The organism is uncultured Actinobacillus sp. (assembly GCF_945915845.1).
Classification (GTDB): domain Bacteria; phylum Pseudomonadota; class Gammaproteobacteria; order Enterobacterales; family Pasteurellaceae; genus Exercitatus.
Genome location: NZ_CAMEFX010000002.1, coordinates 97415 through 120581 on the forward strand (window position 1 = coordinate 97415; position 23167 = coordinate 120581).

General features: G+C 40.6%; 15 protein-coding genes and 1 CRISPR repeat array. Of the genes, 7 read left to right on the forward strand and 8 right to left on the reverse strand.

Annotated elements, in window-relative coordinates; all coding sequences use genetic code 11:
• Positions 1-3 precede the first annotated feature (3 nt).
• The 4 genes from Q0O89_RS01440 (at position 4) to Q0O89_RS01455 (ending at position 4331) form a co-directional block, all read left to right on the forward strand.
• Positions 4-1356, forward strand: a complete 1353-nt coding sequence (locus tag Q0O89_RS01440) for a sugar ABC transporter substrate-binding protein (RefSeq protein ID WP_293730011.1) — start codon at positions 4-6, stop codon at positions 1354-1356.
• A 91-nt stretch (positions 1357-1447) separates the two neighbouring features.
• Positions 1448-2332, forward strand: a complete 885-nt coding sequence (locus tag Q0O89_RS01445; protein WP_293730012.1) for a sugar ABC transporter permease — start codon at positions 1448-1450, stop codon at positions 2330-2332.
• Position 2333: 1 nt separating this feature from the next.
• Entirely contained in the window at positions 2334-3167 is an 834-nt protein-coding gene (locus Q0O89_RS01450) for a carbohydrate ABC transporter permease (RefSeq protein WP_035490173.1), read from the forward strand.
• A 60-nt stretch (positions 3168-3227) separates the two neighbouring features.
• Positions 3228-4331 (forward strand): Gfo/Idh/MocA family oxidoreductase, encoded by a 1104-nt coding sequence (locus Q0O89_RS01455; protein WP_293730013.1) that lies wholly within the window; start codon positions 3228-3230, stop codon positions 4329-4331.
• Between the two features lie 166 nt (positions 4332-4497).
• Here Q0O89_RS01455 and Q0O89_RS01460 read toward each other — a convergent pair whose 3' ends face one another.
• The gene (locus tag Q0O89_RS01460) at positions 4498-5040 is read right to left on the reverse strand and encodes a hypothetical protein (protein ID WP_293730014.1); all 543 of its coding nucleotides are present in this window, start codon (positions 5038-5040) and stop codon (positions 4498-4500) included.
• A gap of 243 nt (positions 5041-5283) precedes the next feature.
• Between Q0O89_RS01460 and cas9 the strand changes: the two genes are divergently transcribed.
• The 3 genes from cas9 to cas2 are packed head-to-tail and all read left to right on the forward strand — an operon-like array spanning position 5284 to position 9734.
• Entirely contained in the window at positions 5284-8445 is a 3162-nt protein-coding gene (gene cas9, locus Q0O89_RS01465; RefSeq protein ID WP_293730046.1) for a type II CRISPR RNA-guided endonuclease Cas9, read from the forward strand.
• Between the two features lie 55 nt (positions 8446-8500).
• On the forward strand, positions 8501-9415 hold the full coding sequence (gene cas1, locus Q0O89_RS01470; protein WP_293730015.1) for a type II CRISPR-associated endonuclease Cas1: 915 nt from the start codon (positions 8501-8503) through the stop codon (positions 9413-9415).
• The gene (gene cas2 / locus Q0O89_RS01475) at positions 9408-9734 is read left to right on the forward strand and encodes a CRISPR-associated endonuclease Cas2 (protein WP_162856001.1); all 327 of its coding nucleotides are present in this window, start codon (positions 9408-9410) and stop codon (positions 9732-9734) included. The genes cas1 and cas2 overlap by 8 nt, the downstream gene beginning before the upstream one ends.
• 267 nt (positions 9735-10001) lie before the next feature.
• Positions 10002-11027: a CRISPR direct-repeat array (repeat unit 36 nt; unit sequence ATTGTAGCACTGCGAAATGAGAAAGGGAGCTACAAC).
• 85 nt (positions 11028-11112) lie between these two features.
• Here the strand turns inward: cas2 and dnaJ are convergent.
• The 7 genes from dnaJ to metH form a co-directional block, all read right to left on the reverse strand.
• Entirely contained in the window at positions 11113-12240 is a 1128-nt protein-coding gene (dnaJ, locus tag Q0O89_RS01480) for a molecular chaperone DnaJ (protein ID WP_293730016.1), read from the reverse strand.
• Between the two features lie 71 nt (positions 12241-12311).
• Positions 12312-14216, reverse strand: coding sequence for a molecular chaperone DnaK (gene dnaK, locus Q0O89_RS01485; protein WP_293730017.1), 1905 nt, complete (start codon positions 14214-14216; stop codon positions 12312-12314).
• A gap of 516 nt (positions 14217-14732) precedes the next feature.
• Positions 14733-15638 (reverse strand): RsiV family protein, encoded by a 906-nt coding sequence (locus Q0O89_RS01490; protein ID WP_293730018.1) that lies wholly within the window; start codon positions 15636-15638, stop codon positions 14733-14735.
• A gap of 48 nt (positions 15639-15686) precedes the next feature.
• A complete protein-coding gene (gene argS / locus Q0O89_RS01495; RefSeq protein ID WP_293730019.1) occupies positions 15687-17414 on the reverse strand; it encodes an arginine--tRNA ligase in 1728 nt (575 codons plus the stop codon).
• Positions 17415-17513: 99 nt separating this feature from the next.
• The gene (locus Q0O89_RS01500; RefSeq protein WP_293730021.1) at positions 17514-17981 is read right to left on the reverse strand and encodes a hypothetical protein; all 468 of its coding nucleotides are present in this window, start codon (positions 17979-17981) and stop codon (positions 17514-17516) included.
• Between the two features lie 706 nt (positions 17982-18687).
• Positions 18688-19257, reverse strand: a complete 570-nt coding sequence (locus Q0O89_RS01505) for a hypothetical protein (protein ID WP_293730022.1) — start codon at positions 19255-19257, stop codon at positions 18688-18690.
• 112 nt (positions 19258-19369) lie between these two features.
• Positions 19370-23059 carry a methionine synthase gene (gene metH / locus Q0O89_RS01510; RefSeq protein ID WP_293730023.1) on the reverse strand — a complete coding sequence of 1230 codons (3690 nt, stop codon included), beginning with the start codon at positions 23057-23059 and terminating at the stop codon, positions 19370-19372.
• Positions 23060-23167: the final 108 nt, after the last annotated feature.

Genomic DNA, 23167 nt, shown 5'->3' on the forward strand with positions numbered 1-23167 from the left:
ACTATGAAACTTAAAAGATTGTTTTCAGCGTTACTTCCTATCATTGCTGGCGTGTCTGTATTAGCTGGTTGTGATGATAAGAACACAGCTCAAACCAATGCTACAATGCCTAAAGAAGGGCAAGAATTGGCTGGTAATATTACATTCTGGCATTCTTTTACACAAGGTCCTCGCTTAGAAGTTATTCAGCAGGCAGCAAAAGAATTTGAACAAAAACACCCGAAAGTTAAAATCAAAATTGAAACGTTTTCGTGGAATGACTTTTATGCGAAATGGACAACAGGCTTATCTTCAGGCAATGTGCCAGATATGAGTACGGCTTTACCAAACCACGTTATTGAAATGATTAATATCGGTGCATTGCAACCGATAGGTGATCTGATTGATAGCATTGGTCGTGATAAGTTTGCTGAAGGTGCAATTAATGAAGGAACCGTTAAAGGGCAAAATTATTCTATTCCACTTTATTCTCACGCTCAAGTAATGTGGATCCGTAAAGATTTGTTAGCAGCAAATAATTTAAGAGTGCCGAAAACGTGGGACGAACTTTACCATACCGCAAAAGCATTGACGAAAGATGGGGTGTATGGACTTTCTGTTCCAATGGGTAGTCATGATTTGATGGCAACTCGCTTTTTAAATCTTTATGTGAGAAGTGCAGGGGAAAGTTTATTAACTAAAGATCTTAAAGTGAACTTAACCAGCCCTATTGCTCAAGAAGGCATTAAATATTGGGTGAAAATGTACAAAGAAACCTCACCAAAAGATGCGGTGAACTACAATGTATTACAACAAGCCACCTTATATTATCAAGGTAAAACAGCTTTTGACTTCAACTCTGGTTTCCAAATTGGTGGAGTAAAAGCTAACTCACCGCATCTTTTAGAACAAATTGATGCTTATCCGTTACCAAGAATGAAAGCAGATGATCCTGAAGTGGGGATTGAGCGTTCAAATATTCCAATGGTTGTTTGGAAAGCCTCTAAACACCCAGATATCGCTAAAGCCTTTATGAAAACACTTTACGACAAAGACAAATATATTCAATTCTTGAAGTCAGTTCCAGTTGGTATGTTGCCTGCAATTAAAGGTATCTCTGACGAAACTGCATACAAAGAAGATCCTGTGGTTCAGCAATTTAGTCACGCCGAAAAAGTCATTTCTGATGCACTTGAAAAAGGAATTGCTATTGGTTATGAACACGGGCCGAGTGTACAAGCGGGGATTTTAACTAACCAACACGTTATTGAGAAAATGTTCCAAGATATTGTTGTAAATGGAACAGATCCAATGGTTGCCGCACAAAAAGCAGAAAAAGAACTCAATGCTCTGTTTGAAGCCATTGTAGCCCAATAACTTCATCACTTCTCTAATCACTTACACCACATACTTTATGACGAAGTATTAGGGAAGTTTTGTCTGAAAAAACTGATAAGGAGCTTTCCTTATGTATTACCGTCGCAATAACTATACTAGATGGATATTCGTATTACCTGCGTTGTTGATCGTTTCGGTACTCTTTGTATATCCGTTTCTCTCAAGTATCTTTTATAGTTTTACCAATAAAAACTTGATTATGCCGACATATAGCTTTGTAGGATTAGCCAACTATAAAGCAGTGTTGTTAGATCCTCGCTTTTGGATGTCATTTGGGCATTCATTAATGTGGACAGTTTTATCACTGATAGGTCAGGTATTAGTCGGTTTCTTACTTGCATTGGCTTTAAATCGGGTAGAACGTTTTAAATGGCTTTATAAAATCCTATTAATTGTGCCTTGGGCATTCCCGACGATTGTTATCGCATTCTCTTGGCAATGGATTTTAAACGGTGTTTATGGCTATTTACCTAATATGTTGGTGCAGTTAGGGCTGATGGATATTGCCCCTAATTTTCTTGCTGATAGGACTTGGGCGTTCGTATGTCTTGTCTTTATCAACATTTGGTTTGGAGCCCCTTTGATAATGGTCAATATTCTGTCCGCATTACAGACTATTCCGTCAGACCAATATGAAGCAGCCAAAATTGATGGAGCAAATATGTGGCAAGTGTTCCGTTATATCACCCTACCGCATATTAAAGTCGTTGTTGGATTATTAGTCGTATTGCGTACCATCTGGGTATTTAATAACTTCGATATTATTTATCTTATTACAGGTGGCGGTCCTGCTGATGCAACGATGACATTACCAATCTATGCCTATGATATGGGTTGGGGAAGTAAATTATTAGGGCGTTCTTCTGCAGTGACTGTATTGCTCTTTATCTTCTTACTATCAGTTTGTTTCATCTACTTCAAAATTATTAACCGTTGGGAAAAGGAGAGTAAATAAAATGAAAAAGAAATCTTCATTATTTGGCGACATCGTTTCCCATCTTTTCTTAGCAACTTCAACCGTCATTGCTATCTTTCCTTTGGTATGGATATTCATTTCGTCCGTAAAAAGTAAAGGGGAACTCACCAGTGAGCCAACTCGGTTCTGGCCAAAGATATTCACACTAGATTACTTTGAACACGTTATTAACGATCTCAATTTCATTGTAAATATTAAAAACAGCCTATTTATCTCGCTAGTTACGACCATTATCGCTATCACCATTTCGGCAATGGCAGCATACGGTATTGTTCGTTTCTTCCCGAAATTAGGTTCAATTATGTCAAGACTATTGGTCACAACCTATATTTTCCCACCGATTTTACTTGCCATTCCATACTCTATTGCAATGGCAAAAGTAGGGCTAACCAATACAACAAGTGGTCTGATTATCGTCTATCTTTCTTTTAGCGTCCCTTATGCAGTTTGGTTGCTAGTCGGATTTTTCCAGACGGTACCGATTGAAATTGAAGAAGCCGCCAAAATTGACGGAGCAGGTAAATTCACTATTTTCTTCAAAATAGTCTTACCACTTGTTGCCCCAGGTATTGTAGCAACTGCCATTTACACCTTTATCAATGCGTGGAATGAGTTCTTATACGCCCTTATTCTCGTCAATGATACCAGCAAAATGACAGTTGCCGTGGCATTACGATCTCTAAATGGTGCAGAGATTCTAGATTGGGGCGATATGATGGCGGCTTCGGTTATTGTGGTCATTCCATCAGTATTATTCTTTTGTTTTATTCAAAATAAAATCGCAGGAGGATTATCTGAAGGCTCGGTTAAATAAAGTTTCATCGCTATCGATAAAGGTAAATTCTGTATTTTAATTAATTTAGGAGACAAAAAAATGATTAGATATGGTGTTGTTGGCGTGGGCTATTTTGGTGCAGATCTCGCACGCTTTATGAATGAATTTGATAATGCACAAATTACGGTGGTTTACGACCCAGAAAATGGAAAAACCATCGCAGAAGAATTGAAATGTGATGCAGCAAACAGTTTGGAAGAATTGGTAATGCGTGATGATGTAGATTGTGTCATTGTTGCAACGCCAAACTATTTACATAAAGAACCTGTTATTTTGGCGGCAAAACATAAAAAACACGTTTTCTGTGAAAAACCTATCGCATTAAGTTATCAAGACTGTGATGAGATGGTTAAAGCCTGCGAAGAAAATGGCGTTACTTTTATGGCTGGACACGTTATGAATTTCTTCAACGGTGTTCATCACGCTAAAGAGCTGATTAATCAAGGTGTGATAGGTAAAGTGCTATATTGTCATACTGCTCGCAATGGCTGGGAAGACGTACAACCAAGTATTTCTTGGAAAAAAATTCGTGAAAAATCGGGCGGACATTTATATCACCATATCCACGAGCTAGATTGCGTTCAATTCTTAATGGGTGGAATGCCGAAATCAGTTTATATGAATGCAGCAAACGTAGCCCACAATACCCCTGAGTTTGGTGACGAAGACGATATGTTATTTGTCAATTTGGAATTTGATGATAACCGCTTTGCTGTATTGGAATGGGGATCTGCATTCCGTTGGGGTGAACATTATGTGTTAATTCAAGGCACAAAAGGGGCAATCAAACTAGATATGTATCATTGTAAAGGTATATTACGACTTGATGGCAAAGAGAGTTATTTCTTAGTCCACGAAAGCCAAGAGGAAGACGACGACAGAACGCGTATTTATACCAGTACCGAAATGGACGGTGCAATCCAATATGGTAAACCAGGAAAACGCACCCCAATGTGGCTAAGTTCTATTATGAAAAAAGAGATGAAATATCTGAATGATATTTTGCACGGTATGCAACCAAGTGAAGAGTTTATAAAACTACTCACAGGTGAAGCCGCAAGAGCTGCAATTGCAACTGCAGACGCTTGTACGCTTTCTGTAAGGGAAAAACGTCGGGTTGAGTTATCTGAAGTTTTACATTAGTCGTTTGCCAGATAGGGGGGATTCCTCTATCTGGGTATTATTTTTATAAAACGGATACCTAAATTCATAAAATAAATGCAACACTTATAGTGAAAAAAAGCGAGAAGTAATTATCTCGTTTTGGGAGAGGCTCTATTACTGTAGGCAAAACCACCATGCTACTAAATTATTGGCTAAGCAACCAACATCTAGCGTTATCACATCCACCGTAAGGATAAATTGAACTAATTTGTGCGTAAGTAATGTGTGGTTGATTGGTTATAGCTATTTCCAAGGAGAATGCACCGCCATAAAGATCAATAAACTGTTCGGGCTTGATAGTTGTAATTTCAATGCCATTTTTAAGAAGTGAACGTAGCTCGTTGTTCATTCGCAAAACGGTTTGCTCAAAGTCTTGCTTATCAAAAATAATACGCAATGTGCCATCTAATTCTTTGTATTGTGGAACGATGGTCCAGCGATAATCCTTAATGGGAATATCCCAAATAATTTCCTTATCGGATACTTTTTGATTAAGCGGTGCATCAATAGCTGCATCATCAGGCATCCCACATTCACAAGTAATGGGGTAATAGCTTATATCCTTATTTAAATTATCTGCTAATGCCCAAAAATCGAAAACCATGCATTCATCGCCCTCACGGTTATAACCATCAAAATCAGGTAAAACCGCAATGCTTATATCAATTTCATCACTATAATCACTCACTTGAAAGTAATTTGTACCGAGCTATAGCGAAAATAATACAAAAAATGATGCCCCTTGTAACCGAAATTACAAGGGGCAGAGCATTGCGGTCAATTCTTTTCAGAAAAGCCTTATTGTAGCAACGTTTCTCATTTCGCAGTGCAACAATATGTGAACAATTCTACAAATTTGAATAAAAATTGTCAATCTTTTGATCGATTTGTGGTAAAAATAATAAGGTCTGTTATTTTCGTTAAAAAGGATATTCAAATGAAAGAGCTCAATTACATTCTCGGTTTAGATTTAGGTATCGCTTCTGTGGGTTGGGCAGTGGTTGAAATTGATCAAGATGAACTCCCGATTCGTTTAATTGATGTTGGCGTAAGAACCTTTGAACGAGCAGAAGTGCCGAAAACAGGGGATTCTCTTGCCCTTGCTCGCCGTTTGGCAAGAAGTAGCAGACGGTTGGTCAGACGTAGAGCCGTTCGTTTACTTAAAGCTAAGCGTTTATTAAAACAAGAAGGGATTTTGCAAGTAGATGATGTTAAGCCATTGCCGAATAACCCTTGGGAATTGCGTGTTAAGGGATTGAATCACTTATTAGATCGTAAAGAATGGGCGGCGGTATTATTACATTTGTTAAAACATCGTGGCTATTTATCACAACGTAAAAATGAAAGTAAAACTGACAATAAAGAACTGGGTGCATTGTTAAAAGGGGTTAGTGAAAACCGTCAATTATTGCAAGCTCAGGCATTTTCTACTCCGGCTGAAATTGCGATTAAAAAGTTCCAACAGGAAGAAGGGCATATCCGCAATCAACGTGGGGCTTACAGCCACACCTTTGATCGTAACGACTTACTGGCAGAACTTCGTTTACTATTCCAAAAACAACGTGAATTCAACAATCCTTATACATCTCAATCTCTTGAGCAAGCCATCGCAGAATTGTTAATGTGGCAAAAACCTGCATTATCCGGCGAGGCTATTTTAAAAATGTTAGGGAAATGCACCTTCGAACCCACCGAATATAAAGCCCCGAAAAACAGTTATAGTGCGGAATATTTTGTGTGGCTGACTAAGCTCAATAACTTACGCATTTTAGAAAATGGTGCAGATCGTGGGCTAACGGCGGAAGAACGCCAATTATTGATAAATCAACCTTTTGAGAAAGCAAAATTCACTTATGCTCAAGCACGGAAATTGTTGGAATTATCAGATTTAGCGATTTTTAAAGGGGTTCGTTACGGTAAAGATAATGCAGAAAGTGCAACCTTAATGGAAATGAAGGCTTGGCATGCCATTCGTAAAGCCTTAGAAAGTAATAGCTTGAAAACCGAATGGGAGGGATTAAAAACCAAACCAGAATTGTTAGATAAAATCGGTACGGCTTTTTCGATTTATAAAACCGATGAGGATATTAGCCAATATCTGAATGGCGAGTTATCACCTGCGGTATTAAATGCCCTATTAGAAAATCTTAATTTTGATAAATTTATTCAACTTTCTTTGCAAAGTTTAGCCAAAATCCTACCGCTTATGGAACATGGTTTGCGTTACGATGAGGCGTGTAAACAGGTTTATGGCGATCACTATGGTAAAAAAGAACAACTTGAGCTACGTTTCTTGCCAAAAATTCCTGTGGAAGACATTCGTAATCCTGTGGTGTTACGAACCTTATCTCAAGCCAGAAAAGTGATTAACGGTGTGGTTCGTTTATATGGTTCGCCTGCTCGTATTCATATTGAAACCGGGCGAGAAGTCGGTAAATCCTATAGCGAACGCCGAGATATTACTAAACGTCAGGAAGAAAATCGCAATGAGCGACAAAGAGCGGTTGAAAAATTTAAAGAATTTTTCCCTCATTTTGTGGGCGAGCCAAAAGCGAAAGATATTCTTAAAATGCGTCTTTATGAACAACAGCACGGCAAATGCTTATATTCAGGCAAAGAGTTAGATTTAAACCGTTTGCTTGAAAAAGGCTATGTAGAAATCGATCACGCATTGCCATTCTCTCGTACTTGGGACGACAGTTTTAATAATAAAGTGTTAGTGCTTGCCAATGAAAATCAGAACAAAGGTAATCATACGCCTTACGAGTGGTTAAATGGCAAAGAAAACTCAGAGCGTTGGAAACTCTTTCAAGCCTTAGTTAATGGTAGCCGTTTCCCTTATAGCAAAAAACAACGGATTTTAACGAAATACCTTGATGAAGAAGGGTTTAGAGAGCGTAACTTAAATGATACTCGCTATGTGGCACGTTTTCTGTGCAATTTTATTGAAGACAATATGCAATTAGTTGGGCAGGGAAAAAAACGAGTATTTGCCTCAAACGGTCAAATTACTGCCTTACTTCGCAGAAGTTGGGGAATTCAAAAAGTGCGTGAAGATAATGACCGCCATCACGCCGTTGATGCAGTAGTTGTCGCTTGTTCTACTCGTGCATTACAAAAGAAAATTACCGATTATGTGCGTTATAAAGAGATGAATGTGTTTACGGGGGAAAAAATTGATCAAGAAACAGGGGAAATTATTAAATTCCATTTCCCTGAACCTTGGAAATTCTTCCGTCAAGAAGTGGAAATTCGCGTGTTTAGTGAAACCCCAGCAGAAGATGTCGTTATCGCCTTGCCGGATCGACCGCAAGCAAATCACGAATTTATTCAACCGCTCTTTGTTTCACGCGCCCCAACACGCAAAATGACGGGGCAAGGGCATATGGAAACCATCAAATCCGCCAAACGTTTAGCCGAAGGATTAAGTGTTTCTCGAGTGCCACTCACTCAACTGAAATTAAAAGATCTGGAAAATATGGTTAATCGAGAACGTGAAAAAGCACTTTATGAGGCTTTAAAAGCACGTTTAGAAAAATTTAATAATGATCCGGCAAAAGCCTTCGCTGAACCCTTTTATAAAAAAGGTGGGCAACAAGTGAAAGCAGTGCGTGTAGAACAGGTTCAAAAATCCGGTGTGTTAGTTCGCCAAAATAATGGCGTTGCCGATAATGCCTCAATGGTGCGAGTAGATGTCTTTATTAAAGGCGGAAAATATTTCCTTGTTCCGATTTACACTTGGCAAGTAGCAAAAGGAATTTTGCCGAATAGGGCTGTGGTTGCATATACACCAGAAGATAAATGGGAGGAAATGGATGAAAATGCAATCTTCCAGTTTGCACTTTATCCAAATGATTTAATAAAGGTGGTAACTAAAAAAGCTCAATTTTTTGGTTACTACAACGGATTTAATAGGTTGACTGGTGCGATTAATATAAAAGAACACGATTTAGATAATTCCAAAGCACCTAACGGTATTTATTTGGGAATAGGTGTGAAGTTAGCATTATCTATTGAAAAATACCAAGTCGATGAACTCGGTAAAAATATCCGACCTTGTCGTCCAATGAAAAAACGTCCACCTGTTCGTTAATTTTAAATCCCTGTTTTTAATGAAAGCAGGGATTTTTTCAATTCAAGGAGATGCTATGAGCTGGCGAAGTATTTTAATCAGTAATGGGGGAAAATTATCCTTAAAACGTAAACAGATGTTAATCCAACAAGAAGAGCAGGAATTTACCGTTCCCCTTGAAGATATTGCTATTGTCGTGGTGGAAAGTCGGGAAACGGTAATCACAATTCCGCTACTTTCAGCCTTTGCTCAACAAGGTATCACACTATTGAGTTGTGATGAGCAATTTTTACCTTGTGGGCAATGGCTACCGTTCGCTCAATATCATCGCCAATTAAAAACACTTAAATTACAACTTGAAGCAAGCCAACCACAGAAAAAGCAACTTTGGCAAAAGATTGTGCAACAAAAAATCCGCAACCAAGCCTTTGTGCTTACCCAATCCCATCACCCTAAAGAGGCGAAAAGATTGTATGCAATGGCGACACAAGTGAAATCGGGCGATAAAGAAAATATAGAGGCACAAGCAGCACAACTCTATTTTCAAACGGCATTTGGGAAGGATTTTCGCCGTTGGCAAGAAAATCACATTAATGCACATCTGAACTATGCTTACACGATATTACGATCCGCAGTGGCAAGAGCATTAGTACAATATGGTTGGCTACCAGCGTTAGGATTGTTTCATCATAATGAACAAAATCCCTTTAATCTCGCGGATGATTTTATTGAACCATTTCGCCCTTTGGTCGATTTAATGGTGTGGCAACTGTGGCAAGAAAATAAGCTTGATAACGGCTTAACCCCAGCAACTAAACAACAGCTTATTCGCTTATTGCACTATCAAATGAGCATTAATCAACAGACTTTTAGCGTATTGGCTACCATAGATCGAGCTGTTGCATCCTTTCAAAATGCGTTAATGAGTAAAAATGCGGAGTTGTTAAAACTTCCCGAAATCTTACCGCTTGAGGAACATCGTTATGAGTGAGGCAAAATTTATGCGAATGATCGTCTTTTTTGACTTACCTGTCACCACGGCGGCGAAACGCAAAGTCGCCAATCAGTTTCGCCAATTTTTATTAAAAGATGGCTATCAAATGTTACAGCTTTCAGTGTATGCCCGCATTGTTCGAGGACGAGATGCGTTAGATAAGCACCATAAAAGGCTTTGTGAACATCTGCCTGAAGAAGGCTCAATTCGTTGTTTAGAAGTTACCGAAAAACAGTTTGCCAGTATGCAGATTTTGTTAGGTGAGTTGAAAGTTCAAGAGAAAAAAGTGAATGCAAACCAAATGCTACTTTTTTAATAAAAAAACACTGAAATACTAAAAATCACGCAACAGTTCAAGTGCTGTTTTTTTAATCAAAAAGACTGTTTGATTGCTTATTTTGCAGACAGTATTTTTTCTAAATTTACGGCAAAAAATCATTTTTGCACAAATTATGAATAATTTTCACCGCACTTTTTCTAAAAAAATTTCATCAAATAGCTAGCGTACAGAGAATATTTTATTGATTTTTTTACAAACAAAAATGCACTAAAGCCTTATTGAATAAGGCCTTGGTGCATCGGGATTGTAGCACTGCGAAATGAGAAAGGGAGCTACAACAAACGCCGTAAAGATTTGCTAGGCGAACATATTGTAGCACTGCGAAATGAGAAAGGGAGCTACAACGGTTCAATGAATGGTAACGTTAAAACGCCGATTGTAGCACTGCGAAATGAGAAAGGGAGCTACAACATACGAGCTTTTAAACAAACAACGCCTTATATTGTAGCACTGCGAAATGAGAAAGGGAGCTACAACAACGAGCTTTAATGAATTCAAGGAAAGTATATTGTAGCACTGCGAAATGAGAAAGGGAGCTACAACCGAAAAGTAGGTAATAGAATTTCCTTATTTATTGTAGCACTGCGAAATGAGAAAGGGAGCTACAACTCGAAATTCCCGACTAATTGAAATAACTTTATTGTAGCACTGCGAAATGAGAAAGGGAGCTACAACGTGTATAGTAGGCGATCCAAAGGCGCGTAAATTGTAGCACTGCGAAATGAGAAAGGGAGCTACAACTAATATCTGGATGCATTCGCGCGCGCGCTTATTGTAGCACTGCGAAATGAGAAAGGGAGCTACAACTCATCAACCGCTATCCCCGAGATGGCACTTATTGTAGCACTGCGAAATGAGAAAGGGAGCTACAACAGCGGAAGAATAGACAAATTAAAGCCGATCATTGTAGCACTGCGAAATGAGAAAGGGAGCTACAACTTTCTATCAATGCGGTTGCAATGGTAACAAATTGTAGCACTGCGAAATGAGAAAGGGAGCTACAACTATTCCAAAACCGACCCCCCTTTTGGCTAGATTGTAGCACTGCGAAATGAGAAAGGGAGCTACAACGTGTATAGTAGGCGATCCAAAGGCGCGTAAATTGTAGCACTGCGAAATGAGAAAGGGAGCTACAACGTGCTTGGTGTGGTATATGTTGCGCTGTTGATTGTAGCACTGCGAAATGAGAAAGGGAGCTACAACGCAAAAGTATTCGCCCAACCGACTAAAACTATTGTAGCACTGCGAAATGAGAAAGGGAGCTATAACAAAATTAAATGCAGAGTAAACACCCTTTTCTCAATTATTGGCATTATCATTAAAAATGACCGCACTTTATGCTCTTTTCGAGAGATTATTTCCCTAAATTATCAAAAAATTTCTTCACTCCATCAAAGAAACTCGATGATTTTGGACGTTGTTTTTCTTGTCCTTCAAGGCTAGTTTCTAGCTTGCGTAGTAGTTCTTTTTGTTCTTCATTGAGTGAAACCGGTGTTTCAATAATGATTTTACAAATTAAATCACCGGCATAGCCCGAACGCATTGCGGTAATCCCTTTACCACGCATACGGAACATTTTACCTGTTTGTGTGCCTTCAGGAATTTTGAGTTTGGCACGACCATCAAGGGTAGGGACTTCAATTTCACCACCTAATGCCGCCATCGTGAAGCTAACTGGGACTTCGCAATATAAATTGCTGCCGTCACGTTCAAAAATATGGTGTTCACGAACGTGAATAACCACATATAAATCTCCGGCAGGTGCGCCATTTTCACCGGCGGCTCCTTTTCCGGCTAAACGTAATTGGTTACCTGTATCCACGCCAGCGGGGATTTTAACAGAAAGGCTTTCGTTTTTATGAACGCGTCCGTCACCGTGACATTTTTTACAAGGTTTTTCAATTTTTTTGCCTGTGCCATGACAAGTTGGACACATTTGCTCCGTCATAAAGAAGCCTTGCTGACGGCGTACGCGGCCATGACCATGACAGGTTGGACAGGTTTCGACTTTTGAGCCTTTTTCTGCACCAGTACCATTACATTCATCACAATGAGCAAGGGTCGCAATTTGAATATCTTTGGTGACGCCACGAACCGCTTCTTCTAACGTGATTTCGATGTCATAGCGTAAATCTTCACCGCGGACAACACGTTGACGGCTAGAGCCACCGCCGAACATTTCGCTGAAAATATCTTCAAATCCACCGAAACCGCCAAAGCCACCAAATCCGCCACCGGCACCGCCAAAACCGCCTTGTTCAAAGGCTGCATGACCATATTGATCGTAAGCGGCTTTTTTCTCTTTGTCGCTTAAGATTTCATAGGCTTCGTTGATTTCTTTGAATTTTTCTTCGCTTTCTTTATCCCCTTTGGTTCTGTCGGGGTGATATTTCATTGCTAGGCGTTTATAGGCACGTTTGATTTCTTTTTCATCCGCCCCTTTTTGAATACCTAGAACTTCGTAGTAATCTCTTTTTGCCATTAAATTATTCTCTTAGATATACACCAAAAGGGCGTATTGCTACGCCCTTGGGTTCAGTGTTCAGATAAAGATTATTTATCTTTCACTTCTTCAAATTCAGCATCAACCACATCATCGTTGCCTTTGCCACCTTGCGGTTGAGCAGTCGCATCCGCTTGTGCTTGCGCTTGACCGGCTTGGATAAGTTTTTCAGACACTTGGATTAATGCTTGTACTTTTGCATCAATCGCCGCTTTGTCTTCACCTTTCGCCGCTTCTTCAAGTTCACTAACCGCTTTTTCGATTGGTGCTTTGTCGTCAGCAGATAATTTATCACCCACTTCGCTTAATTGTTTACGAGTAGAGTGAACCAAATGATCCGCTTGGTTACGTGCTTGCACTAACTCTTCAAATTTACGGTCTGCTTCTGCATTTGCTTCTGCATCACGAACCATTTGTTGAATTTCTTCATCGCTTAAGCCAGAAGAAGCTTTGATGGTAATTTGTTGTTCTTTACCTGTGCCTTTATCTTTCGCTGAAACGTGGATAATACCATCTGCGTCAATATCGAAAGTCACTTCAATTTGTGGCATGCCGCGTGGTGCCGGATTAATACCTTCTAAGTTAAATTGGCCTAAAGATTTATTTGCACTCGCTTGTTTACGTTCACCTTGAAGTACGTGAATAGTTACCGCACTTTGGTTATCTTCCGCTGTTGAGAACACTTGCGATTTTTTCGTTGGAATAGTCGTGTTTTTCTCAATTAAAGTGGTCATCACGCCACCCATGGTTTCGATACCTAATGATAATGGTGTCACGTCTAATAATAACACGTCAGTTACGTTGCCTGATAACACACCACCTTGTACCGCCGCACCTACAGCAACCGCTTCGTCAGGGTTCACGTCTTTACGTGGCTCTTTGCCAAAGAATTCAGCCACTTTTTGTTGAACTAATGGCATACGGGTTTGACCACCCACCAAGATCACATCATCAATTTGACCTACGCTTAAGCCAGCGTCATTTAACGCTACTTTCACAGGTTCCATTGAACGTGCGACTAAATCTTCAACTAACGCTTCTAATTTCGCGCGAGTTAATTTGATGTTCAAATGTTTAGGGCCTGTTGCGTCTGCAGTGATGTATGGTAAGTTCACATCTGTTTGTTGTGCAGAAGAAAGTTCAATTTTCGCTTTTTCGCCTGCTTCTTTTAAACGTTGCATTGCAAGTGGGTCATTACGTAAATCTACGCCTTGCTCTTTTTTGAACTCATCAACTAAGTAGTTAATGACGCGGTTATCAAAGTCTTCACCCCCTAAGTGTGTATCACCGTTAGTTGCTAATACTTCGAAAGTTTTTTCACCACCTACTTCATCAATCTCAATGATTGACAAGTCAAATGTACCACCACCTAAGTCGTAAACCGCAATAGTTTGGTTGCCTTTACCTTTGTCTAAACCATAAGCCAACGCCGCGGCTGTTGGTTCGTTGATAATACGTTTAACATCAAGACCAGCGATACGGCCCGCATCTTTCGTCGCTTGACGTTGTGCATCGTTAAAGTATGCCGGAACAGTAATTACTGCTTCAGTAACCGGTTCGCCCAAGAAATCTTCTGCGGTTTTTTTCATTTTTTTCAATACTTCAGCAGAGATTTGTGGCGGAGCTAATTTATCGCCTTTTACATCTACCCAAGCATCGCCGTTGTCAGCTTTCACAATGCTGAATGGCATAATGTTCACATCACGTTGTACTTCGCTGTCTTCAAAACGACGACCGATTAAACGTTTGATTGCAAATAATGTATTTTTCGGGTTTGTTACCGCTTGGCGTTTCGCAGGTTGACCAACTAATGTCTCGTTATCGTTTGTATAAGCGATAATTGACGGAGTAGTACGATCACCTTCAGCGTTTTCAATTACGCGCGGTTTGTCACCGTCCATTACAGCAACACAAGAGTTTGTTGTACCTAAGTCAATACCAATAATTTTACCCATAATATGTTTTCTCCTAGTTAGAAATCTGTTTTACTTTTGACGAGATTGTTATCGTCTCGTCTTACGTGATTATAAAATGTGGATTGCAATTTCTTTTTCAAGGGCCTTTTTAAAAAAATTTTTGAAATTTTCAAAAAAGCACATTGCAACATCATTGTGAAACAGAAAATGGGGGAGTAAAAACAAATTTCAAGGGGGCAAACGGTGTGTCGGAAGTCAGGCTAAATTCCCGTTTGCAATTACGGCAACGTCGTACCAAGTTACGTTATCCACATTAGATACACTAGGATTAAATTTTTTCCCTACATTGGAATGTTGCTCTATGGTTGAAGATAAATCACTATGCTTTGTTATTTTATCCCCTATACCTACTTTAAAAACTTCATATTTGAGCTTTTGTTACATCGTTATGAGGAGCAAAAATAATCGATATGGGCAGTGTTGAAGAAGTCATATATGGCAGTATAGAGCCTGTCGAAACGTTAGTTGATAGTTCGACAGACTCACCAACTAGCATTACCAACGGTATTCTGGTTTTAATAAATCACGAATGCTATCCCAAGAAAGAGAAAGCTGAATTTCTCCTGCAGCGTAAGGGCCAATTAGATAAGGTGGATACACAAAGGTTATGCCATCGCTGTGGAAATAGAAATTCTTAGTGATTTCAAAGTCTGCTTTTTTTACAAAAAAGGCATTTTCATCGGTGTTATCATTCACTTCCGCATTATAAGCAGCATATTCTTGCCATAATAACTCATTGAGTTTACTTAAATTCTCATGACCAAATGCCATTTCTAAGCTAATATTTTCTTTTTTAGTCATATCGATGTTGATATAGTTTCGCCAGCTTAAAGGATGTGCGCCACCGCCATCCGTATACAGATCTTGTGTAAATGTTAAGATATTTTGACGCTGTCCAACATAACGAAGGGTTTCACGAAAGACATTCGTTCGGGTTTCAAAGGCTTGTGAGGATTTTCGAGCTTCGTCATATAAATAAGCCAAACGCGCTTGCAAGCGAGCCTTAGGGTCTTGAATTTGCTTAATTTCTTGTTCTTTAGTTTTATCATCAAGACTAAAATCACTATCAAGCATTTGATTATAAAGCAAATCATTAAGCCAAGGTTCGTTAGTTTCTACCGCAGTGATCTGCATAGATGACACGCTTTCTGTTATATATTCATCTTCTTTGTTGGGATTTTGAAATTCTTCGGTTTTGTCAAATAGCGTCACGGCTTTGGCAAAAATCACCGGAATTTCTGACCGCACTTTTGCCAGTTCATCTTGAGTGTTTTTTAATTCCGTTTGTAATTGTGAAATCTTTTGTTCTGCTTGTTGCCATTTAGCCTGATTTTCTTTGTCATCACAAGCTGTAAGCAAAACAATAGAGGAAATTAGTATCGCGAGTAGGGATTTTTTCATAATTGAGCTCCAAAAAAAATCCCTTGAGCCGTCACTCAAGGGGATTGATTACATTTTTTCAACCGTTTTAATACCAAGCAAATCTAAACCTTGTTTTAAGGTTTTTGCGGTTAAATAGGCTAATTTTAAACGGCTATTTTTGATATTTTCTTCCGCATTCAATATTGGGCAGGCTTCATAGAAACCAGAGAATGCACCTGCAAGTTCATAGAGATATTGGCACAGAATATGTGGCATCCCTTCTTTTGCTACACCGTTTAATGCCTCTTCAAATTGTAATAATTTGATTGCAAGAGCACGTTCTTTGTCTTCAGCCAAAAGAATATCGCCTGTTAATTGATCCGCATTAATGCCGGCGCGAGCGAAGATTGAACGAATACGTGTGTAAGCGTATTGCATATAAGGTGCAGTGTTACCTTCAAAGGTTAACATATTATCCCAATCGAACACGTAATCTGTGGTGCGGTTTTTACTTAAATCAGAATATTTTACTGAACCAATTGCTACGGCTTCTACCACAGCTGATTTTTCATCCGCGCTGAGTTCAGTGCTACGTTCAGCAATTAATTTGTCCGCACGCTCTACCGCTTCATCTAAGAGATCTTTTAATTTTACCGTGCCGCCAGAACGCGTTTTAAACGGTTTGCCATCTTTACCTAACATCATACCAAAGAATGGATGTTCAAGAGAGAAACTATCTGGTACATAGCCTGCTTTACGCGTAATCAACCAGGCTTGTTGCATATGCTGTGATTGACGGCTATCAGAAAAAACGAGCACGCGATCCGCTTTTAATGTTTCATAACGGTATTTTGCCGCAGCAATATCTGTGGTGGTATAAAGGAAACCACCATCTTTTTTCTGAACGATTACGCCCATTGGATCACCGTCTTTATTTTTAAATTCATCCAAGAACACAACGAGTGCGCCGTCATCTTCAACGGCTAATTCTTTGGCTTTTAAATCAGCAACGATTTCAGGCAACATAGGATTGTACAAACTTTCACCCATCACATCGTTTTCAGTGAGGGTGACATTTAAACGGTTATAGTTTTCTTGGTTATGGTGCATAGTAATATCCACCAACTTTTTCCACATCGTACGGCAATATTCATCGCCACTTTGTAGTCTCACCACATAATTACGGGCTTTTTCCGCAAAAATTTCATCTGAATCATAATGTTCTTTTGCTGCACGATAGAATGCTTCCAAATCGCTTAATTCCATTGCAGTGGCATTTTCATTTTCCATTTTTTCCAAATAAGCAATGAGCATGCCAAATTGCGTACCCCAATCCCCCACGTGATTAGCACGGATAACTTTGTTACCCAAAAATTCCAACGTGCGAACAACCGCATCACCAATAATGGTTGAACGTAAATGTCCTACATGCATTTCTTTCGCTACATTTGGGGAGGAATAATCGACCACAATAGTTTGTGGTTTTTCAGTTTTAATGCCTAAATTGACCGCACTTAATTGCTGATTTGCATTTTGTGCCAACCAATTTTTGTCTAAGAAAATATTAATAAAGCCGGGACCGGCAATTTCTAATTTTTCCGCTACGCCATGCAAATCCACTTTATCTAGCACTTTCTGCGCGAATTCACGAGGGTTTAAGCCTAATTTTTTCGCCGCGCCCATAATGCCGTTAGCTTGATAATCACCAAATTGTGGTTTACCTGATTGACGAACAGCAGCTTCGACACCTTGCTCTGCGCCTGCTGCTACCATTGCCTGTTGAATTTTATCTGATAAAAGTTGTTGAATATTCACGTTTTACCTATTTATAAATTGAGAAGAAAAATATGCTGTATGATACCGAAGTATGCCTGATTGGAAAAGGTTTTTTATTATCACAAGGTAATGCTGTCATTATGCTTCACGACATTCCAACCAACGCGTGCGTTTCCCTTGGTGATTTTTGTAATACACAGAACTATTTTGACGAGCAATCAAATCAATATAACTGCCCTGAATGGGATTATATGAGCGGTAAACCACCTCAAATCGACTACCACGAGCATTAAGAGTGCGATTTTCAATATGATCAAAAGGTTCCGCCTTACCACCATCAAGCTGGAAATAAATGCCAAAATTTTCTTTCATTCGGCTTTCTCGAGATAATGGAAAATAAGCGTATAACAACGAATTTGAACCTGTTTCGAAATTTCGACAGCGATAATAATAGCGTTTATAGTGAGCAGGGTTAGATAATTCCACCAGACTAATATTTTCTTTTAAATAACCTTTTTTTATTGTTTTGACGCTTTTCGCTTTATGCGTACAAGCAAAAAGTAGGGTAATTGTTAATGTCATTAAAATGAATTTAAATTTATTCATCGTCTAATCTCAATAAGTCTAGCTAAAATTTTGTTGCGCTATAATAGCGGAAAATTTTGAGTGTGCAAGCGAGAGAGTTTATTGTGAACTAAGTTTTTGACTGGCTTTTCAACAAGCGGTCGAAATCGCTTTCAAAATTGCAATTAAGTTAATTTGTAGAAGTTATCCGGAAATTCCAGATAACTGAATCGCCCACGGCTCACACCGTGGGTTACGCATGATGTTGCTCCGCTGGAACAAGTTAGGTTTTCGTGCCGGCGGCACGATACTATGCTTAATTTAGGGAGGAAGCCCTAGAAGCATTTTCCATATTTTGCCATTTATCGAAATCGATATTTCCCTTTGCCTTGCCCACATCTATTCGTGAAAAAATACGATTAGCTAAAATTTGAGAAAGTGCGGCGATATGTTTCTGGGTTTTCTCTGAATGTCTTGTTTTTTCGTCAGGACTTTGCTCAATGTCTTGTTTTTTGTGTTCAATGTCCTGTTTTTGTTTTTCAATGTCCTGTTTTTCAACAAGCGGTTGAAACTACTTTTAAAATGACAATTAAGTTAATTTGTAGAAGTTATCCGGAAATTCCGGATAACTAAATTGCCCACGGCTTACGCCGTGGGTTACGCATAATGTTGCTCCGCTGGAGCAAGTTAGGTTTTCGTGCCAGCGGCACGATACTATGCTTAACCTAGGGCGTAAGCCCTAGGGGCATTATAGGGCATCAATAGAACTCCAATTAAATAACCATTCTCCATTTGGCTGTTTTATAGCCGTATATCTCCCATTAAAGGTTTCTTGGCTTTGTGGAGAAACAAACAATACTCTAAAACTAAAAGCATTGTTGGCTTTTTTCTTAATACTATCAATTCGTTGAACATTGACACAGCCTGATTTATGGTATTGCATTTGTCTTACTGGCGATAATGGATAAGGCATTCCTACGCTGCTTTCGTCTTGATAAGCTCGTAGCTGATCATCTTTTTCACAGGCAATGAGTGGTAAAACTTTATTTAAGGTTGGCGATGCGTCAAGGAATAATGATTTCACATTATTTGCTGGAGTAGCCTTATTTAAGGCAGTTGATGTCGTTTCTTTAGTTTGGTTATCAATAAATTGACCTGATAAGGTTTCATTAACTGAACGTAAAACATTTGTTGCTTGTGTCCCCACATCTGTTATTGCTTGACAAGCGGATAAGCCCAAACACACTAAAGCGGTAAGCGGTAAGCGGTAAGCGGTAAGCGGTAAGCGGTAAGCGGTAAGCGGTAAGCGGTAAGCCATATTATACTCCTATTTTTTGTTTATATATTGTTCTAAATTATAAGAAAATTTTTTCTAAAAGAAAATTAAGAAATGGTGGGAATGATAAATCCCACCAATCTATTTTACTTCTTTACTTCATCGCCACTCCCAACCACTTCACCATCTCTTTCTCATTCCACCCCTTGCGTTTCGCATAATCCACCGCTTGATCTTCATCAATACGTCCAAGGGTGAAATAATTACTCGCAGGGTGGGTGAAGTACCAGCCACAGACGCTTGCCGCAGGCCACATTGCGTAGCTTTCGGTGAGTTTCATTCCGATGCGTTGTTCCACTTCCAGTAAATCCCAGATGATCTGTTTTTCCGTGTGTTCTGGGCAGCTTGGGTAGCCGGGGGCAGGGCGGATGCCGATGTATTCTTCACGGATTAGGCGGTCGTTGTCCAAGCTTTCATCGGTGTAGCCCCAAACTTTGGTGCGGAGTTCAAAGTGCAGGTATTCCGCCATTGCTTCGGCTAAACGGTCGCCGACCGCTTGGAGCAAGATGGCGTTGTAGTCGTCCCCTGCGGCTTTGTAGCCTTCCACTAAATCGTGTTCTTCAATCCCTGCACAGACGGCGAACATACCTAACCAGTCTTGTTTGCCGCTGGCTTTGCTTGCGATAAAGTCGCTCAAGCAAAGGTTGTACGGGCTTTTGCTGTTTTTGCCACGTTCGCTTTGTTGGCGGAGGTTATAGACTTTGCCTGCCACTAAAGTGCGGTCGGCATTTTGATAGATTTCAATATCATCGCCCACGCTGTTGGCTGGGAAAATCCCCATAATGCCGCTTGGGTTGAGCTTGTGATTTTGCTCTAATTCGTCCAACACTTTTTGTGCATCGTTCCACACTCGGTGGGCTTCTTCACCGCCTTCAGGGTAGTCGAAGGCGTCAGGATAACCGCCCATTAAGCCCCATAAACGGAAGAATGGCGACCAGTCGATAAATTTCCGCAAGGTCGCAATCGGCACGTTTTTATATTCCATAATGCCTGTTTGTTTCGGTGTTGGCACTTGATAATCCGCCCATTCGCCACTGAACGCATCAAAGGCATTTTTGCGAGCCTCTTCAATCGGCAACTGCTTGCGTGGGGCTTTTTTGTTGGCAAAAGCGTCTTGAATTTGCTCGTACTCTTTCTTCATTCGTTCCCACAGTTCCGCTTTGGTATCTGGGTTCATCAATGCCGCACAAACCGTTACCGCACGAGAGGCGTTGGTGGTGTAAATCACTTCGTGCTTATATTTCGGATAAAGTTTAATCGCTGTATGCTCTTTGGAGGTGGTTGCTCCGCCGATAATCACAGGAATATTCAAATTCAAGCGGTTCATTTCGCCTAAGAAATATTCCATTTCGTCAAGGGACGGCGTGATCAAACCGCTTAAGCCGATGATGTCCGCTTTTTCGTCAATCGCCGTTTGAATGATCTTATCCGCAGGCACCATTACGCCTAAGTCGATCACTTCAAAGTTATTACATTGCAACACCACGCTCACGATATTTTTACCGATGTCGTGAACATCGCCTTTTACAGTGGCAATCACCACTTTACCGCTTGATGAACCTTTCTGTTTGGTGGCATTGATAAACGGTTCTAAATAAGCAACCGACTGTTTCATCACACGAGCGGATTTCACCACTTGCGGTAGGAACATTTTACCATCACCGAACAAATCGCCCACCACGTCCATACCGTCCATTAGCGGCCCTTCGATCACTTCGAGCGGTGTCGGGAATTTTTGGCGCGCTTCTTCGGTATCTTCGATAATATAGTTGGTGATCCCTTTCACAAGGGCGTGTTTCAACCGCTCTTCTACAGCCCAAGTACGCCATTCGGCAACGCCACTGTCTTCATTGCTACTAGCGGTCACATTTCGGTATTTTTCTGCAATATCTAACAGGCGATCGGTCGCATCAGGACGGCGATTTAACACCGCATCTTCAATCACATCACGCAATTCCGGATCAAGATCGTCATAAATCGCCAGTTGCCCCGCATTCACGATCCCCATATCCATTCCTTGCTTGATAGCGTGGTAAAGGAACACGGCGTGAATGGCTTCACGCATCACATTGTTACCACGGAACGAGAAGGACACATTCGACACACCGCCCGAAATTTTGGCGTGCGGTAGGCTACGTTTAATGCGACCTGTGGCGTTGATAAAGTCCACGCCGTAGTTATTGTGTTCTTCAATCCCCGTACCGATGGCAAAAATGTTCGGGTCAAAAATAATATCTTCAGGCGGAAAGCCCACTTGGTTCACGAGAATATCGTAAGCTCGGGTACAGATTTCTACCTTGCGTTCTTCGGTGTCCGCTTGCCCCACTTCGTCAAACGCCATCACGACCACCGCCGCACCATAACGGCGAACCAGTTTCGCTTGGTGGATAAATTTTTCTTCGCCTTCTTTGAGGGAAATGGAGTTTACAATTCCCTTACCTTGCACCGATTGCAAACCAGCTTCAATCACTTCCCATTTGGACGAGTCAATCATCACAGGCACTTTCGCCGCATCAGGTTCTGTCGCCATAATGTTAAGGAAACGGGTCATACATTTTTGCGAGTCGAGCAAGGCTTCGTCCATATTCACGTCAATCACTTGCGCACCGTTTTCCACCTGATCGATAGCAATCTCAATGGCTTCGCTAAATTTTTCTTCTTTAATCAAACGCTTAAACTTCGCCGAACCTGTTACGTTATTGCGTTCGCCCACGTTCACAAACAGGCTTTCATCATCAATGTTTAACGGCTCAAGCCCCGACAAACGCATTGCGGTTTTGATTTCAGGTAAAGCACGAGGTTTAATCCCTGCCACCACATCGGCAAAAGCTTTGATATGTTCAGGTGTGGTACCGCAACAGCCACCCACGATATTTAAGAAACCGCTTTCCGCCCACTCTTTGATGTGAGCCGCCATTTCTTCTGCCCCCAAATCGTAGCCGCCAAAGGCATTTGGCAAGCCGGCATTCGGGTGAACGGACACATAGGTTTCACAGATTTTCGACATCACTTCCACATAAGGACGCAACTCTTTCGGCCCTAAGGCACAGTTCAAACCAAAGCTGAGCGGTTTCGCGTGGCGGAGCGAGTTGTAAAAGGCTTCGGTGGTTTGCCCCGAAAGGGTACGCCCGGAGGCATCGGTAATCGTCCCCGAAATCATAATCGGCAATTCCACGCCCAGTTCTTCAAACACTTGGTCAATGGCAAAGGCAGCGGCTTTGGCGTTCAAGGTATCGAAGATGGTTTCGATCATAATGATGTCCGAACCGCCTTCAATTAAGCCACGGGTTGCTTCCGCATAGGCATCGACTAATTCCATAAAGGTAATGTTACGGAAACCGGGATCGTTCACATTTGGCGAAATCGAGGCGGTGCGGTTAGTTGGGCCGAGAATACCTGCCACAAAACGCGGTTTTTCAGGCGTGCTGTATTTATCCGCCGCAATGCGAGCCAGTTTTGCCCCTGCAAAATTCAGCTCATAAGCCACCGCTTGTAAGTCGTAATCCGCCTGTGCAATGGTGGTGGAACTGAACGTATTGGTTTCAATAATATCCGCCCCAGCTTCAAGGTATTTCTCGTGAATAGAGGAAATCACTAAAGGTTGCGTTAGGGTAAGCAGATCGTTATTACCACGCAGATCCACGCTAGAATTTTTAAAACGCTCACCACGGAAATCCGCTTCGGTCAGTTTAAATTGTTGGATCATCGTCCCCATCGCACCGTCTAAAATCAAGATACGTTGTGCAAGGGCAGTTTTTAATTGTTCAATTCGGTTGTGTTGCATAGGGTTTCCAATACATAAAAACAAGATTAATAAACGAGATAATAGGGAGCAGGGGCAAAAGTGTCAAATGTTGTTTGGCGATATATCTTGTTTTTTCTTTAAAAGTTT

Bases quoted from the DNA above. Each gene is read 5' to 3' on its own strand.
- cas1 (WP_293730015.1), top strand. From the start codon at position 8,501: ATGAGCTGGCGAAGTATTTTAATCAGTAATGGGGGAAAATTATCCTTA.
- metH (WP_293730023.1), bottom strand. From the start codon at position 23,059: ATGCAACACAACCGAATTGAACAATTAAAAACTGCCCTTGCACAACGT.
- dnaK (WP_293730017.1), bottom strand. From the start codon at position 14,216: ATGGGTAAAATTATTGGTATTGACTTAGGTACAACAAACTCTTGTGTT.
- dnaJ (WP_293730016.1), bottom strand. From the start codon at position 12,240: ATGGCAAAAAGAGATTACTACGAAGTTCTAGGTATTCAAAAAGGGGCG.
- Q0O89_RS01440 (WP_293730011.1), top strand. From the start codon at position 4: ATGAAACTTAAAAGATTGTTTTCAGCGTTACTTCCTATCATTGCTGGC.
- cas2 (WP_162856001.1), top strand. From the start codon at position 9,408: ATGAGTGAGGCAAAATTTATGCGAATGATCGTCTTTTTTGACTTACCT.
- Q0O89_RS01445 (WP_293730012.1), top strand. From the start codon at position 1,448: ATGTATTACCGTCGCAATAACTATACTAGATGGATATTCGTATTACCT.
- Q0O89_RS01505 (WP_293730022.1), bottom strand. From the start codon at position 19,257: ATGGCTTACCGCTTACCGCTTACCGCTTACCGCTTACCGCTTACCGCT.
- Q0O89_RS01490 (WP_293730018.1), bottom strand. From the start codon at position 15,638: ATGAAAAAATCCCTACTCGCGATACTAATTTCCTCTATTGTTTTGCTT.
- Q0O89_RS01450 (WP_035490173.1), top strand. From the start codon at position 2,334: ATGAAAAAGAAATCTTCATTATTTGGCGACATCGTTTCCCATCTTTTC.
- Q0O89_RS01455 (WP_293730013.1), top strand. From the start codon at position 3,228: ATGATTAGATATGGTGTTGTTGGCGTGGGCTATTTTGGTGCAGATCTC.
- Q0O89_RS01500 (WP_293730021.1), bottom strand. From the start codon at position 17,981: ATGAATAAATTTAAATTCATTTTAATGACATTAACAATTACCCTACTT.